Here is a 14,371-nt window from a genome sequence, read left to right as displayed (position 1 = left end):
CGGCGCCCCTTCGCCGTGGTGCCTCAGCCGAGAGGGGCGGCTGCGGGTGCGGTCTGGTTGCTCGCGCAGTTCCCCGCGCCCCTGAGCCGGTTCAGAACTTGTTCCTCGGAGTGATGCCGAGCGACAGGCCCGACAGGCCCCGCTGTCGTCCTCCCAGCTTGCCCGCGATCGCCCGGAGGGCCGAGCCCGCCGGGGAGTCCGGGTCCGACAGGACGACCGGCTTGCCGTCGTCGCCGCCCTCGCGGAGACGGACGTCGATGGGGATGCTGCCGAGGACCGGGACGTTCGTGCCGGTCGTGCGGGTCAGGCCGTCGGCGACCGTCTGGCCGCCGCCCGTGCCGAAGACGTCGACCATCTCGTCGCAGTGCGGGCAGGGCAGGCCGGACATGTTCTCGACCACGCCGACGATCTTCTGGTGGGTCTGCACGGCGATGGAGCCCGCGCGCTCGGCGACCTCGGCCGCCGCCTGCTGCGGGGTCGTCACGACCAGGATCTCGGCGTTCGGGACCAGCTGGGCGACGGAGATCGCGATGTCGCCGGTGCCGGGCGGGAGGTCCAGGAGGAGGACGTCCAGGTCGCCCCAGTACACGTCCGCCAGGAACTGCTGGAGGGCGCGGTGGAGCATCGGGCCGCGCCAGACGACCGGGGCGTTGCCCGGGGTGAACATGCCGATGGAGATGACCTTCACGCCGTTCGCCGACGGCGGCATGATCATGTTCTCGACCTGGGTGGGGCGGCCGTCGGCGCCCAGCATGCGCGGCACGGAGTGGCCGTAGATGTCGGCGTCGACGACACCGACCTTCAGGCCGTCGGCCGCCATCGCCGCGGCCAGGTTGACCGTCACCGAGGACTTGCCGACGCCGCCCTTGCCGGAGGCGACCGCGTAGACGCGGGTGAGGCTGCCCGGCTTGGCGAAGGGGACCTCGCGCTCGGTCTGGCCGCCGCGCAGGGCGCTGGCCAGCTCCTTGCGCTGTTCGTCGCTCATCACGTCGAGCGTGACGTCGACGCGGGTGACGCCCTCGACCGCGGAGACCGCGTCGGTCACGCGCTGCGTGATCGTGTCCCGCATCGGGCAGCCCGAGACCGTGAGGTACACGGTGACCGCGACCGCCCCGTCCGCGCCGATCTCCACCGACTTGACCATCCCGAGTTCGGTGATGGGCTTGTGGATCTCGGGGTCGTTCACCGTCGCCAGTGCCTCGCGCACCGCGTCTTCCGTAGCCATAGGACGATGGTACGGCGCCGTACCGGGGCGTAGGAAAGCGTCTCAGCGGTCGTCTGCGTCACGTCCGCGTGACCGTTCCGCCGGGAATACGACGGGGTCGTGACGGTGGCCGTTCTGCCGTTCCTCCATCTCCTTGACCATGTCCTGCAGCTCCGAGCGGATCCAGTCGCGGGTGGCGACCTCGCCCAGGCCGATGCGCAGGGCGGCGATCTCGCGCGTCAGGTACTCGGTGTCGGCGATCGACCGCTCGTTCTGCTTGCGGTCCTGCTCCAGGTTGACCCGGTCCCGGTCGTCCTGCCGGTTCTGCGCGAGCAGGATCAGCGGGGCGGCGTAGGAGGCCTGGAGGGACAGCATCAGGGTCAGGAAGATGAACGGGTACTCGTCGAAGCGCAGGCCGCTCGGCGCGAAGACGTTCCACACGACCCACAGGATGATGACGACCGTCATCCAGACGATGAACCGCCCGGTGCCCAGGAAGCGCGCGATGCGCTCCGACAGCCGCCCGAAGGCCTCCGGGTCGTACTCGGGCAGGAACCGGCGCCGGCGCGGCAGCGGCTGGTCGAGCCGGGTGGTGCGCGGCCGGGAGGCGGCCGTGGCGCCCGCGGGCGTGCGCTCGCGCAGGCTCTCGCGCTCAGGAACCATCGGTCGCCACCTCCTCGTCCAGGTGGAACTCCGTCTCCCGCCAGTCCTCCGGGAGCATGTGGTCCAGGACGTCGTCCACGGTCACCGCGCCCAGCAGCGACCCGGCCTCGTCGACCACGGGCGCCGCGACCATGTCGTACGTGGCGAAGAACCCGGCGATGGCGGGAAGCTCCGCCTCGGGGTCGAGCGGCTGGAGGTCGGTGTCCACGATCGAGCTCACCAGGGACGGCGGTGGTTCGCGCAGCAGGCGCTGGAAGTGGACCGTGCCCAGGTACTTGCCGGTCGGCGTCTCGTCCGGGGGCCGGCAGACGTAGATCTGGGCGGCCAGGGCGGGGGAGAGGTCGCGGTTGCGGACGCGGGCGAGGGCGTCGGCGACGGTGGCGTCCGGGCGCAGCACGATCGGCTCGGTGGTCATCAGACCGCCCGCCGTGCGGTCCTCGTACGACATCAGGCGCCGCATGTCGGCCGCGTCGCCGGGCTGCATCAGGCTCAGCAGCCGCTCCTGCTCGTCCGTCGGCAGCTCGCCCAGCAGGTCGGCCGCGTCGTCCGGGTCCATGGCCTCCAGGACGTCGGCGGCGCGCTCCTCCTTCAGCTTGCCGAGGATCTCGATCTGGTCGTCCTCCGGCAGCTCCTCCAGGACGTCGGCGAGCCGGTCGTCGTCGAGGGCGGCGGCGACCTCGGCGCGGCGCTTGGGGGAGAGGTGGTGCAGGACGTTGGCCAGGTCGGCCGGGCGCAGCTGCTCGAACGTGGCGAGCAGGTTCTCGGCGCCCTGTCCCTGCTCCTCCAGGGAGAACCCGGTGACCGCGGTCCATTCGACGGTCAGCGCCTCGCCCTTGGCGCGCCGGAACGCACCGCCCTTCCTGCCCTTGCGGACGAAGACCCGGTCGATCTCCCACTCCCGGCGGGCCGGCAGCTGATGCACCGACAGGTCGAGGACGGTGACCTCCTCACCGGTCTCGGTGAGCGTCACGCGCCGGTCCAGCAGCTCCCCGAAGACCAGCCGCTCGGTGGGCCGCTGCTCGAATCGCCGGACGTTGAGCACACCCGTGGTGATGATCTGGCCGGACTGGATGGCGGTGACCCGGGTCATCGGCAGGAAGATACGGCGGCGGGTGGCGAGTTCGACGACGAGGCCGAGCAGCCTCGGGGGCCGCTGCCCCACCCGCAGCATGACGACCAGATCGCGCACCCGTCCCACCTGGTCGCCGGCTGGGTCGAAGACGGCGACACCTTGGAGGTGCGATACGAAGATCCGGGGGGCGCCCGCTGCCATGGCCGCGGCTCCTTTTCGTGCGGGGTGGTTCGTGATGGCTGTCTGTGTGGCTGTCTTTGTGCCTGTGTCTTCCGAATTGCCCGCTCGGGTGGGCTTCAGGCTAGCCCGTCCCGATCGGTGACGCGTCGGCGGGCGGTCCGGACGGACTGGCTCCGATCCGCCCCCACGACCCCGGTACCCTGCGGTACGCCGTTCAGGTCTCCCGTCAGAGAGGCAGCCCCACCTGTGACTCCGATTCGCCAGAGCCGCGGCCGCCGTGCCGCACTCGCGAGCGCGACGTGCGCCCTGCTCGTGACGGGTACGGTGCTCACCGGCTGCGCGGAGGATCCGAACGAGGGCACCAACGGGGTCGGCAGACTCCCCGCCGCCAAGATCCAGGGCAAGACCCGGTCGGCCGCCGAGTCCGCCGGCGCGGTCCGGGTGCACGGCAACGTCGTCAGCGGCGGACGGACGTACGCGCTCGACATGCGGCTCAAGGACGACGGCGGCGACGGCTCGGTCACCTCCAAGGGCGCGACCTTCAAGCTGCTGCGCATCGGCGAGCAGCTCTACGTCAAGGCGGACGCCGAGTTCTGGACTCATGGCAGCGGCCAGGGCGGGAGCGGCAAGGCGGACGCGGCGGCGGCCTCCAAGCTGGACGGCAAGTTCGTGAAGGTGCCGCAGGGCGACCCCTCGTACAAGAAGTTCAGCGGTTTCACGGACAAGGCTCTCCTCCTCGACGGTCTGCTGACCCTGCACGGGACGCTCGCGACGGACGGCCACGACGAGGAGGCGGGCGTCCGCACCATCCGCGTCACCGGCGACAAGGGCTCCGGCGGCACCCTGGAGGTGTCCCTGGAGGGCAAGCCGTACCCGCTGCGCCTGGAGCGGGCCGGCGGGGCGGGCACCCTCACGTTCTCCGGCTGGGGTGAGGACTTCTCCCTCAGGAAGCCGGAGCGGAACGAGACCGTGGACTACGGTCCGCAGCTGCCGTCCTCGTAGGACGTCACGTCCGTTTGCGCTTCTTCAGCAGCAGGCGGGGCAGGCCCGCCGGGACGGGCCGGCGGGTGAGCGCGGGGGACGGCAGGGGCGGCTCGGACAGGGAGCCGTCGGGCAGCGGCGCCGTCGCCCCGGTCGGTTCCAGGCGCAGCACCCGGCACTCGCGGGCCCAGCGCTCGGGCATGGCCTCGCCGTCGGGGGCGTTCAGCCGTTTGCCCTTCAGCTCGGCGACCGCCGCGTCCCACGCCTCGGAGCCGGGTGCGAGCTGGGTGACCCGCGCCGTCCAGGTGACGAGCCGGCCGCCCTTGTCCTTGCTGCGGACCGTCACCCGGGCCTCGGCCCCGTCGGTCAGCCCGGGCAGCGGCTGCTCGCCGGGCCCGTCGCCGACCAGGCACGCGGCGCCCTCGTGCCACACGTGCCACAGCGCACGCGCCGGGCCGTCGGGACCCTGGACCCAGACGAGGCCGGACTTCTTCGTGGCCTCCTCGACGAGGGCCTGGTCGAGCAGCTCGCTTGTCATGGGGCCCAGCCTAACCAGGCTGCTCACAGCCATCCGTTCCGCTTCAGCGTGCGGTGGATGCCCAGACAGATGACCACCGTGACGCCCATGATCGCCGGGTAGCCGTACCGCCAGTGCAGCTCCGGCATGTGGTCGAAGTTCATGCCGTACACCCCGCACACCATCGTCGGCACGGCGATGATCGCGGCCCAGGAGGTGATCTTCCGCATGTCCTCGTTCTGGGCGACGGACGCCTGCGCGAGGTTGGCCTGGAGGATGGAGTTGAGCAGCTCGTCGAAGCCGAGGACCTGTTCCTGGACCCGGGCCAGGTGGTCGGCGACGTCCCGGAAGTACTTCTGGATGTCGGGGTCGATCAGCCGCATCGGCCGCTCGCTCAGCAGCTGCATCGGCCGCAGCAGCGGCGACACGGCCCGCTTGAACTCCAGCACCTCGCGCTTGAGTTGGTAGATCCGGCCGGCGTCCGAACCGCGCGGCGCGCCCTTGCGGCCCGGGGAGAACACCTCGGTCTCGACCTCGTCGATGTCGTCCTGCACCGCGTCGGCCACGGCGATGTACCCGTCGACGACGTGGTCGGCGATGGCGTGCAGCACGGCCGAAGGGCCCTTGGCGAGCAGCTCGGGGTCGTCCTGGAGGCGGTGCCGCAGAGCCCGCAGGGAGCCCTGCCCGCCGTGCCGGACGGTGATGAAGAAGTCCCGTCCGGTGAAGCACATGACCTCGCCGGACTCGACGACCTCGCTGTTGGCGTCGAGCTGGTCGTGCTCGACGTAGTGGATGGTCTTGAAGACCGTGAAGAGGGAGTCGTCGTAGCGTTCCAGCTTGGGCCGCTGGTGGGCCTGGACGGCGTCCTCCACGGCGAGCGGGTGCAGCCCGAACTCACTGGCGATGCCGGAGAATTCGGCCTCCGTCGGCTCGTGCAGGCCGATCCACACGAAACCCCCGTCGCGGCGCACCAGGCGCACTGCCTCGTGCGGGGTCAGGGCGGTCTCGGTCTCGATGCGGCGGCCGTCGCGGTAGACGGCGCAGTCGACGACGGCCGAGGCGGCCGCGGGGCTGCGGGTGGCGTCGTACGTGCCGCCGTCCTTGCGCAGCGACACACGGGACGGACGGACGACTGCTGCGCGCAGGTCGCGGATCATCGACATGGCGGGCTCCTTCGCGGGCGGGCGGCGAAACGCCGGCCGACGACGGCTGGAACTACCCGGAATGGGGACGTAGGGACTACTGATGTTTGGCACGTCCACAAAGCGGGGAGCACCGCACCGTCGCGGTGGTCGGTTTCGTCACTGATTCAGCTACTGAGGCAGATCAGGCAAAGCGAAACGAAGCGCTCTTCCGCGGTGAAGCGAGTGCGAGAGGTGGCAGCCGGAGACAGAAGCAGCTACATCGGTGGCGCGAAGAGCGTGGTGCTACTGCACGGTCGACTTCGATCCATTGCAGCCCCACCTCCTCCGGCCGGTCCCTCGTAAGGGAGTTCCTTCGGCGTCGGGGCTTGATCGCGACGCTTCTGCGTGCTGCCCCGAACCACCGGGCAAGAGTAGCAGCCGACACAACTGTCAAGGTGCTGCTTTGCCCGCTACTGGCGAGTTCTATGCTCGCCGCATGGCAGATGTTCTTCCTCTGGTCGAGGCCCGGTTGCGCAGCGCGCTGGGCGAACCGGACGCGCGCGCGGCGGTCACCTTCCTGGGCACGGACCGCATCGAGGTGCTCCGCTTCCAGGAGGCCGGCATCGTCCGCTACGCCTCGCTCGGCATGTCCGCGCACCCCATGACGGACCCCACGGCGGTGGTCGCCGACCCGGTCAAGGGCCCCCGCGCCGAGCTGGTCCTCTCCGTCCGTGCCGGGCTCGCCGAGACCGACAAGGTGCTCCGGCCGCTCGCCGTGCTCGCCGCGTCTCCGCAGGTGGAGGGCCTGGTCGTGGCTCCCGGAGCGTCCCTGGACGTCGGTGAGCCGCTGTGGCCCGGCGCCCCGTTCACCTCGGTCCTGGTCGCCGAGCCGGGCGGTCTCGTGGAGGACCTGGAGCTCGACGAGCCGCTCGACCCCGTGCGGTTCCTGCCGCTGCTGCCGATGACCCCGAACGAGGCCGCCTGGAAGCGTGTGCACGGCGCGCAGGCGCTCCAGGAGAAGTGGCTCAACTCGGGGACGGACCTCCGGGATCCGTCCCGGAAGTCCGTCCCGCTGGAGTGAGGAAGCTCACCAACGCCGTTCTGCGATGCGTCAGTTGGCGAACACGGTGACGCTGTCCCCGGTCGCGTGCTTCGGCTCCGGTTCCTCGGTCTCGCCTGTGAGGGCCTTGCGCCGTACGACGACCACGGCCGCGCCCGCGACAGCGGTGAGCGCCGCCACCACGAACGGGACGTGGACGTCGGTCCACTCCTCGATCTTCGGCGCGAAGAACGGAGCGGCCGCCGCCGCGAACCAGCGGACGAAGTTGTAGCCCGCGCTCGCCACCGGCCGGGGCGCGTCCGAGACGCCGAGGGCCAGCTCGGTGTAGACGGTGTTGTTCACGCCGATGAAGGCGCCGGACAGGATCGTGCAGACGACGGCGGCCGTGTGCGAGCCGTAGCCGAGCACCAGCACGTCGGCCGCGAGCAGCACCAGCGAACCGCCGAGCACCTTCAGCGAACCGAACCGCTTCTGGAGCAAGGGCGCGACGATCACCGAGAAGACGGCGAGCAGCACGCCCCAGGCGAAGAACACCGCACCCGACCGGTACGGGCTCATGTTCAGCACGAACGGCGTGAAGGCCAGCACGGTGAAGAACGTGTAGTTGTAGAAGAACGCCGAGACCGCCGCTGAGGCGAGGCCGCCGTGACCGAGGGCCTTGATGGGGTCCAGCAGCGAGGTCTTGCGGGCCGGCTTCGGCTGCTCCTTCAGGAACACCGTGATGCACAGGAAGCCGACGGCCATCAGGAACGCCGTGCCGAAGAACGGGTAGCGCCAGCTGGCGTCGCCGAGCAGGGCTCCCAGCAGCGGGCCGCAGGCCATGCCGAGGCCGAGGGCCGACTCGTACAGCAGGATCGCCGCGGCGCTGCCGCCGGCCGCCGCGCCGACGATGACGGCGAGGGCCGTCGAGACGAACAGCGCGTTGCCGAGACCCCATCCGGCGCGGAACCCGACCAGTTCGCCGACGGATCCGGAGGTGCCCGCGAGCCCGGCGAACACCACGACGAACGCGAGGCCGAGCAGCAGGGTCCTGCGGCCGCCGATCCGGCTGGAGACGAAACCGGTCACCAGCATCGCGACGGCGGTGATGAGGAAGTACGAGGTGAAGAGCAGAGAGACCTGGCTCGCCGTGGCGTCGAGGCCCTGGGCGATGGACGGCAGGATCGGGTCGACCAGCCCGATGCCCATGAAGGCGACGACCGACGCCCCGGCGGTCGCCCAGACGGACTTGGGCTGCTTCAACAGGCCGCCCGCTCCGGCGTCGAAGGGGTCCATTGCTTGCTCCCTTTCCCGAGACTCAGATAGTTGGTATTTACATATACTAAGTTAGCAAGGCTAATTAATGCAAGATGCATCTAGTGTGGGCGGGGAAGGGTTCCGTCCGGATGGGTGATCGTCCTTGACGCGGCGGGGCGGGGGTAGGACCGTGGGGCCCTATGAGGGGCGAACCCAGTTGCCCGAAGTGCGGTGGCCGGGTCAGGGCTCCCGGCCTCTTCTCCGACTCGTGGCAGTGCGATGTGCACGGCACCGTTCACCCGGTGCAGCCCGTGATACCGCCGAGCGTCGACGCCCTCAACGTCGTGGTGCACCGCACCCAGGTGCCGCTGTGGATGCCGTGGCCGTTGCCGGTGGGGTGGCTGTTCACGGGGGTGGCCTGCGCGGGGGACGACCGCACGGGCGGCCGCGCGACCGCCGTCGCCTGCACGGGGCCCGGCCCGCTCGGCGGGATGGGCGAGCTGATCCTGGTGGCCGAGGAGCTCGGCGTCGGACTCGGCGCGCGGTACGCCGGCATGGACGGGCCCGACCCCGGGCCGCACATGAACGTCGAGAAGCCGCCCCAGGCGAAGGTGCTGGCCGCCGGGCGCCCCACGCCGCTGTGGCACGTGGCCGGGGCGCCGGACGACCGGGCGGTCTTCGCGGGCGAGGCGCTCGGGATGTGGCTCTGGGCGGTGGTGTGGCCGGAGCAGTCCGGGCTGCTGATGTACGACGAACTGGTGCTGACGGATCTGCGGGATGCCGGAGCCGAGGTCGAGCTGGTGCCGTGCGGCGCCCTGTCGCCGCGCTTGCTGGGGCCCTGAGGGGTGTAGGGGGCGCTTGCCGGATTCGGGTGTGACATGGGGCGTTGAAAAGCTGGTTATCCTTGAGCAGTCCCGTCGTCCCGCCCGTGTCTGGAGTCCGTGTCGTGCGCATCGATCTGCACACCCACTCCACCGCTTCCGACGGCACGGACTCGCCCGCCGAGCTGGTGCGGAAGGCCGCTGTCGCCGGGCTGGACGTCGTCGCGCTCACCGATCACGACACCACCCGCGGGCATGCCGAGGCGATCGCCGCGCTGCCCGAGGGCGTCACGCTGGTCACCGGGGCCGAGCTCTCCTGCCGGATCGACGGGATCAGCCTGCACATGCTGGCCTACCTCTTCGACGCCGAGGAGCCCGCGCTGCTCGCCGAGCGGGAGCTGGTCCGGGACGACCGGGTGCCGCGCGCCCAGGGCATGATCGCCAAGCTCCAGGAGCTGGGCGTCCCCGTGACGTGGGAGCAGGTGGCGCGGATCGCCGGTGACGGGTCCGTCGGGCGCCCGCACGTGGCGAGCGCGCTCGTCGAGCTCGGTGTCGTGCCGACCGTGAACGACGCCTTCACACCGGACTGGCTGGCCGACGGCGGCCGGGTGTTCGTGGAGAAGCACGAGACCGACCCCTTCGAGGCGATCCGGCTGATCAAGGGCGCGGGCGGGGTCGCGGTGTTCGCGCATCCCGGCGCGAGCAAGCGGGGGCTCACCGTGCCGGAGGCCGCCATCGCCGAGATGGCCGCTGCCGGTCTTGACGGCGTCGAGGTGGACCACATGGACCACGACGCGGACACCCGTGCGCGGCTGCGGGGGCTGGCCAAGGAGCTCGGTCTGCTCGTGACCGGGTCGTCGGACTACCACGGCAGCCGGAAGACCTGCGTTCTCGGGGAGTACACGACGGATCCCGAGGTGTACGGGGAGATCACGCGGCGGGCCTTCGGGGCGTTCCCCGTGCCGGGTGCCGGCGGAGCCGTCTGAGGTCTCTCCCCCTGGCTCCGTCTCTCCCTTTCTCCTTCTTCCTCTCACCCGGCGCTGTCCGCTGCGCCCAGGCGTTCCGCCCTGCGCACCGCCTGCCCGCGGCGGCGGCCCCCTGCGCAAGGCTCACTCATGTTCGACGTCGCCGTCTTCGGCTCCCTGTTCCTGACCCTCTTCGTCATCATGGATCCCCCGGGGATCACACCGATCTTCCTCGCGCTCACCGCCGGCCGGCCCGGCAAGGTGCAGAAGCGGATGGCCTTCCAGGCCGTCTGTGTCGCCGGCGGTGTGATCACCGTGTTCGGACTTCTCGGGCACCAGATCCTGAACTACCTCCACGTGTCCGTGCCCGCGCTGATGATCGCGGGCGGGCTGCTGCTCCTGCTGATCGCGCTGGACCTGCTCACCGGCAAGACCGACGAGCCGAAGCAGACCAAGGACGTCAACGTCGCCCTCGTTCCTCTCGGCATGCCACTGCTGGCCGGGCCCGGCGCGATCGTGTCGGTCATCCTCGCCGTGCAGAAGGCCCACAGCGTCGCCACCCAGGTGTCGGTCTGGGCGGCGATCCTCGCCATCCATGTCGTGCTGTGGCTGGTGATGCGCTACTCGCTGGTGATCATCCGGATCATCAAGGACGGCGGTGTGGTCCTGGTGACCCGCCTCGCCGGCATGATGCTCTCCGCGATCGCCGTGCAGCAGATCATCAACGGCGTCACGCAGGTGATCCAGGGGAGCTGACGATGCGCGTCAGGCCCGGAGGGCGCCCCGGATCTCCTGGGCCGCCTTGGGGTGGCCGAGGTACTCCTCCATCTTGTGTGCGCGGTCGCGGCCGTTGGAGACGGCCAGCTGGGTGAGCTTCCCCCACCGTTCGTCCTCCAGCGGGCAGCCGATGGCCACCGCGTCGGTGGGGCACCAGACGTTCACCCAGTCGCGTACCCGGGGCGGCTGGTGCGGGCCTCGCGCGAGGAGCCGTTCGTTGACGCCGTCCAGCCCGAGCGGACTGCCCGCGGTGACCAGCAGGACGGGGTCGAGGCTCTCCGGGAGCCGGGTCAGAAGGTCCATGCCCACGACCGTGCCCAGACTGTGCGTGACCAGCACCAGCTCGCCGCTGCTCGGCATCGTCTCCATGACGCTGTCCAGCACCGCCTGCCGCACGGCGCTGTCGCCGAGGTACAGATCGACGTCCCGCAGGAACGTGGCGATGGTCCATTCGTCCAGGTCCGACTTGGCCGCGAGCCAGCTCAGCGGCCGGTGCAGCACCCCGACCAGGCCCGAACCGAACCCCTCCGTGGTCGCCGGCCCGTTCTGGGGCATGCCGGCCCGGACGGCCGCCTCGTGGAGCAGCTGTTCGTAGGAGCCGGTGGGCGACTGTGCGGCGAACACCTCGGCGGCAGCGGCGGCGCTCAGCTGGTCGAGGCCGATGGGTGCCGCCGTGCTCTCCCTGCTGCTCAGGGCGTGCAGTCTTGTGCCGTAGAACGGGAACCAGACGTCCTCGGGGTCGAGTGTGGGCAGGGACGCGAGGGTGAGGCCGTGGTTCAGGCCGGCCGTCCAGCTGCGGCGGAGGACGTCGGGGAAGTTGTCCTGCTGGTCACGGCCGTGCAGGAAGACCAGGTGCTGACGGCCGCCGAAGGCGGTGGCGCGGGCCCGGAGCCCGACCTGGGGTCTGCGTGCGGTCGTCCCGCTCTCGGCCGGGGAAACCGTCACCCGGGCCGACGGGGCCGCGACGCCCGGTACCGCCGCCGTCGGTGTGGGCAGGGCCGGTGCGGTGGTCATGGCCTGGTCCAGCCCGGTGTCCGGACCCATCTCGGCCAGCAGGGCACGCCGCCCCGGGTCGAGGTCCAGCCCGGCCAGGTGCTTGAGGATCGAGCTGATCCGGACGCCCTCGTTGGCGACCCAGTCGATGGCGTCGTCGCCGTCGCCCTGCTGCCAGGGCCGGCCGTCCTTGCGCAGGACGCGGCCCTGGTCGTCCTTCTTCGGCACGCCGCTGTGGTGCAGCGCCACGACCTCCCACTGGTCGTTGAAGACGGGGGAGCCGGAGTTCCCCGGTTCGGTGTCGGTCGTGTAGTGGACGAAGTCGTCGAGGCGGACCAGCACCGCGTTGTCGCGCAGCGCGATCTCCTTCAGCCGTCCCGAGGGGTGGCCGATGATGTTGACCTTCTCGCCGAGCACCAGCTTGCCGATCTGCACGCTCAGCCGGTTCCAGCCGAAGATCTCGCCCGGAGGCGGGCCGTCCGGGGTGGGCGCGACCGCCACGAGGGCGAAGTCGAGCCGCCGGTCCGCCGCGAAGAAGGTCCCCGGGTCGAGCTCCATCCGGACGACCGTGTCGGGCAGGTTGTCAGCCGTGACCTGGGCGTTGAACTCGGCGAAGCAGCGGCGCGCGAAGTTCTCGTCGGGCAGCACGTGGTGGTTGGTCATCATCAGCCGCGGCGAGACCAGGAAGCCGGTCCCGTGCGGCAGCTCGCGGCCGTCGCGGCGCAGTGTGATCCGGGCGACCGTGGCGCCGGCCCTGACCCCGCGCGGCAGGAAGCTCCAGGCCTGGAGCTCGTTGGACAGGTCGATGATCCGCTCGTTGGCGTCGGGCAGGTCCATGGCCTCGCGGTGGATGTCCGCCACCACCGCCGAGGGCGACAGACCGCCCCGGTCGAGGATCCGGTCGGCGCGGACGGCGAGGGCGTCCGGGGAGTCGGGGAACCGCACACCGGCGGCCAGCCGCCCCTCCACCCGCTCGCGCTCCGCGGCGGAGTCCTCGTAGCGCCGTGCGGCCTCGTCGGCGGCCTGCTCGTGCAGCTCCTGGTACGGCCGGTCCGTCACCGACATGCTCCACCGTCCTGTCCTGGTTCGTACGGGCCCCTCAGCCAGTACGCCCCCGGCCACGGAGGTCCGCAACAGCGGAGCCCCCGCACGGCCGATGCCGGGCGGGGGCTGCGAAGTTCAGGAGAGCTGTACGCGTTATGAGGCCGTGGTCTCGGCCGGGCGGATCCAGAGGCGCTGCCCTATGGCGGCCGCCTGCTGAACGATGCGGTTGACGGAGGCGGCGTCCACAACGGTCGAGTCCACAGCAGTGCCGTCGACGTCGTCGAGTCGCATGATTTCGAAGCGCAAGGGCTTCTCCCTTCGTCTGGTCATCCTCCTGAGGAGAACTACTCGGTGTGCGGCCCACCGGGCGTCGTTGCCGGTGTTCCGTATGGGTCAACAGGGATGCCGGTGTCAAACATTCCCTACGCTAAGGAAATTTTTCGAACTGCTAATTACTGAGACGTAAGAGTGTCGTTACGGGACCGACCGGGACCGGTTGTGTTCGCAGCGTGACCGCCGGGACAATGGAGGTGATGAACGACGACCTCGCGGCCCTCAGCGCCCGCATCGACCACACCAACGAGCTGCTCCAGCGCATGCTCGCCGAGGTGGCGAAGACGCCCTCGACCCACGCGATCTTCGTCGATGCCGGGTACCTGTACGCGGCCGCGGGACGCCTCGTCGCCGGCACGGAGGATCGCCGCGCCTTCGACCTGGACGCCGAGGGCCTGATCGACGCCCTCATCGACAAGGCCCGCACGATCTTCGCGGACAGCCGGCTGCTGCGGGTCTACTGGTACGACGGCGCCCGCCGCCGCATCCACACGGCCGAGCAGCAGACCATCGCGGAACTGCCCGACGTCAAGGTGCGCCTGGGCAACCTCAACGCCAACAACCAGCAGAAGGGCGTCGATTCGCTCATCCGCTCCGACCTGGAGTCCCTCGCCCGGCACCGCGCCATCAGCGACGCGGCCCTGCTCGGCGGCGACGAGGACCTGGTGTCGGCGGTGGAGGCGGCCCAGGGGTACGGCGCCCGGGTCCACCTCTGGGGCATCGAGGCCCCGGAGGGTCGCAACCAGGCGGAGCCCCTCCTGTGGGAGGTCGACAGCCAGCGCACCCTCGACCTCGACTTCTTCAAGCCGTACGTCTCCCGCCGCACGGCCCCCGCCTACGAGTCGGCCGCCGGCCGGCCCACCCGCGAGGACGTGCGGTTCGTCGGCGCGCAGATCGCGGCGAAATGGCTGGCGGCACGCGGCCGGGACACCCTGGTCGAGCTGCTGCCCGGCCACCCGTACCTGCCCGGCTCGGTGGACCAGGACCTCCTCGTGGAGGCGGAGGGTCTCCTCCAGTACTCACTGCGCGGCCAGGCGGACCTGCGGCGGGCGCTGCGGGACGGTTTCTGGGATCACCTGCGGACGCAGTACTAGGTCGTGTCCGCAAAGTCCCGTCGTCCGCCCGGAGGGCGGGTTCCGCGGCGTCTGGTGCGTGCTCTCGGCGTGCCGGGCGGAGTCCCTCGTACTGGATGTACTTGGGGCTTCGTCCGGTGCGGCGAGTGGGGGTGCCCCCTGCTCGAGCGAAGCCGAGAGCTTGGGGGAGCGTGCCAGGCGTCGCGGGGCAGGCGGGACATTGCGGACACGGCCTAGGTGTGCTGTCCCGGGACGTTGGTGACAGGCGACACGCCTTGAGTGGTCCTTGAACGAGGCGAGGGCCTCTGGGTTCGGTGTGGATTGCGAA

Annotated in this window: 14 protein-coding genes; 6 read left to right on the top strand and 8 right to left on the bottom strand. The window is 70.8% G+C overall.

Features of this window, described 5'->3' with window-relative positions; translation table 11 throughout:
- Positions 1-91: 91 nt before the first annotated feature.
- Genes OO68_RS24705 through OO68_RS24695 form a run of 3 tightly spaced genes read right to left on the bottom strand, consistent with a single transcriptional unit; the run spans position 92 to position 3,140 of the window.
- Complete coding sequence (locus tag OO68_RS24705; RefSeq protein WP_033311067.1) at positions 92-1,225, bottom strand: Mrp/NBP35 family ATP-binding protein; 1,134 nt, start codon at positions 1,223-1,225, stop codon at positions 92-94.
- A gap of 42 nt (positions 1,226-1,267) precedes the next feature.
- A complete protein-coding gene (locus tag OO68_RS24700; RefSeq protein WP_033311066.1) occupies positions 1,268-1,867 on the bottom strand; it encodes a DUF1003 domain-containing protein in 600 nt (199 codons plus the stop codon).
- Complete coding sequence (locus OO68_RS24695) at positions 1,857-3,140, bottom strand: magnesium transporter MgtE N-terminal domain-containing protein (RefSeq protein WP_033311065.1); 1,284 nt, start codon at positions 3,138-3,140, stop codon at positions 1,857-1,859. The genes OO68_RS24700 and OO68_RS24695 overlap by 11 nt, the downstream gene beginning before the upstream one ends.
- 225 nt (positions 3,141-3,365) lie before the next feature.
- On the opposite strand from OO68_RS24695, the gene OO68_RS24690 reads away from it, so the two are divergent.
- Positions 3,366-4,121, top strand: a complete 756-nt coding sequence (locus tag OO68_RS24690; protein WP_033311064.1) for a hypothetical protein — start codon at positions 3,366-3,368, stop codon at positions 4,119-4,121.
- Between the two features lie 4 nt (positions 4,122-4,125).
- Here the strand turns inward: OO68_RS24690 and OO68_RS24685 are convergent, their stop codons facing one another.
- Positions 4,126-4,638: a hypothetical protein gene (locus OO68_RS24685; protein WP_033311063.1), complete on the bottom strand. Its 513-nt coding sequence runs from the start codon at positions 4,636-4,638 to the stop codon at positions 4,126-4,128.
- Positions 4,639-4,661: 23 nt separating this feature from the next.
- Positions 4,662-5,780 (bottom strand): magnesium and cobalt transport protein CorA, encoded by a 1,119-nt coding sequence (locus OO68_RS24680; RefSeq protein WP_033311062.1) that lies wholly within the window; start codon positions 5,778-5,780, stop codon positions 4,662-4,664.
- Positions 5,781-6,237: 457 nt separating this feature from the next.
- Here OO68_RS24680 and OO68_RS24675 point away from each other — a divergent pair, with 457 nt between their 5' ends.
- On the top strand, positions 6,238-6,822 hold the full coding sequence (locus OO68_RS24675) for a suppressor of fused domain protein (protein ID WP_033311061.1): 585 nt from the start codon (positions 6,238-6,240) through the stop codon (positions 6,820-6,822).
- Between the two features lie 30 nt (positions 6,823-6,852).
- On the opposite strand, the gene OO68_RS24670 is transcribed toward OO68_RS24675, so the two are convergent.
- Positions 6,853-8,076 carry an MFS transporter gene (locus OO68_RS24670; protein WP_033311060.1) on the bottom strand — a complete coding sequence of 408 codons (1,224 nt, stop codon included), beginning with the start codon at positions 8,074-8,076 and terminating at the stop codon, positions 6,853-6,855.
- A gap of 161 nt (positions 8,077-8,237) precedes the next feature.
- Between OO68_RS24670 and OO68_RS24665 the strand changes: the two genes are divergently transcribed.
- The 3 genes from OO68_RS24665 (at position 8,238) to OO68_RS24655 (ending at position 10,579) form a co-directional block, all read left to right on the top strand.
- On the top strand, positions 8,238-8,879 hold the full coding sequence (locus OO68_RS24665; RefSeq protein ID WP_033311058.1) for a DUF6758 family protein: 642 nt from the start codon (positions 8,238-8,240) through the stop codon (positions 8,877-8,879).
- Positions 8,880-8,983: 104 nt separating this feature from the next.
- The gene (locus OO68_RS24660; protein ID WP_033311055.1) at positions 8,984-9,844 is read left to right on the top strand and encodes a PHP domain-containing protein; all 861 of its coding nucleotides are present in this window, start codon (positions 8,984-8,986) and stop codon (positions 9,842-9,844) included.
- 129 nt (positions 9,845-9,973) lie between these two features.
- Positions 9,974-10,579 carry a MarC family protein gene (locus tag OO68_RS24655; RefSeq protein WP_033311053.1) on the top strand — a complete coding sequence of 202 codons (606 nt, stop codon included), beginning with the start codon at positions 9,974-9,976 and terminating at the stop codon, positions 10,577-10,579.
- Positions 10,580-10,588: 9 nt separating this feature from the next.
- On the opposite strand, the gene OO68_RS24650 is transcribed toward OO68_RS24655, so the two are convergent.
- Entirely contained in the window at positions 10,589-12,658 is a 2,070-nt protein-coding gene (locus tag OO68_RS24650) for a trypsin-like serine peptidase (RefSeq protein ID WP_033311051.1), read from the bottom strand.
- 132 nt (positions 12,659-12,790) lie between these two features.
- The gene (locus tag OO68_RS46920) at positions 12,791-12,943 is read right to left on the bottom strand and encodes a DUF8834 family protein (protein ID WP_097223186.1); all 153 of its coding nucleotides are present in this window, start codon (positions 12,941-12,943) and stop codon (positions 12,791-12,793) included.
- Positions 12,944-13,170: 227 nt separating this feature from the next.
- On the opposite strand from OO68_RS46920, the gene OO68_RS24645 reads away from it, so the two are divergent.
- Entirely contained in the window at positions 13,171-14,064 is an 894-nt protein-coding gene (locus OO68_RS24645) for an NYN domain-containing protein (protein ID WP_033311582.1), read from the top strand.
- Positions 14,065-14,371: the final 307 nt, after the last annotated feature.

Source organism: Streptomyces iakyrus, from assembly GCF_000717055.1.
In the GTDB taxonomy this organism is placed as follows: domain Bacteria; phylum Actinomycetota; class Actinomycetes; order Streptomycetales; family Streptomycetaceae; genus Streptomyces; species Streptomyces iakyrus.
The sequence above is the reverse complement of the archived record's forward strand: the minus strand, read 5'-3'. Positions and strand labels throughout refer to the sequence as shown.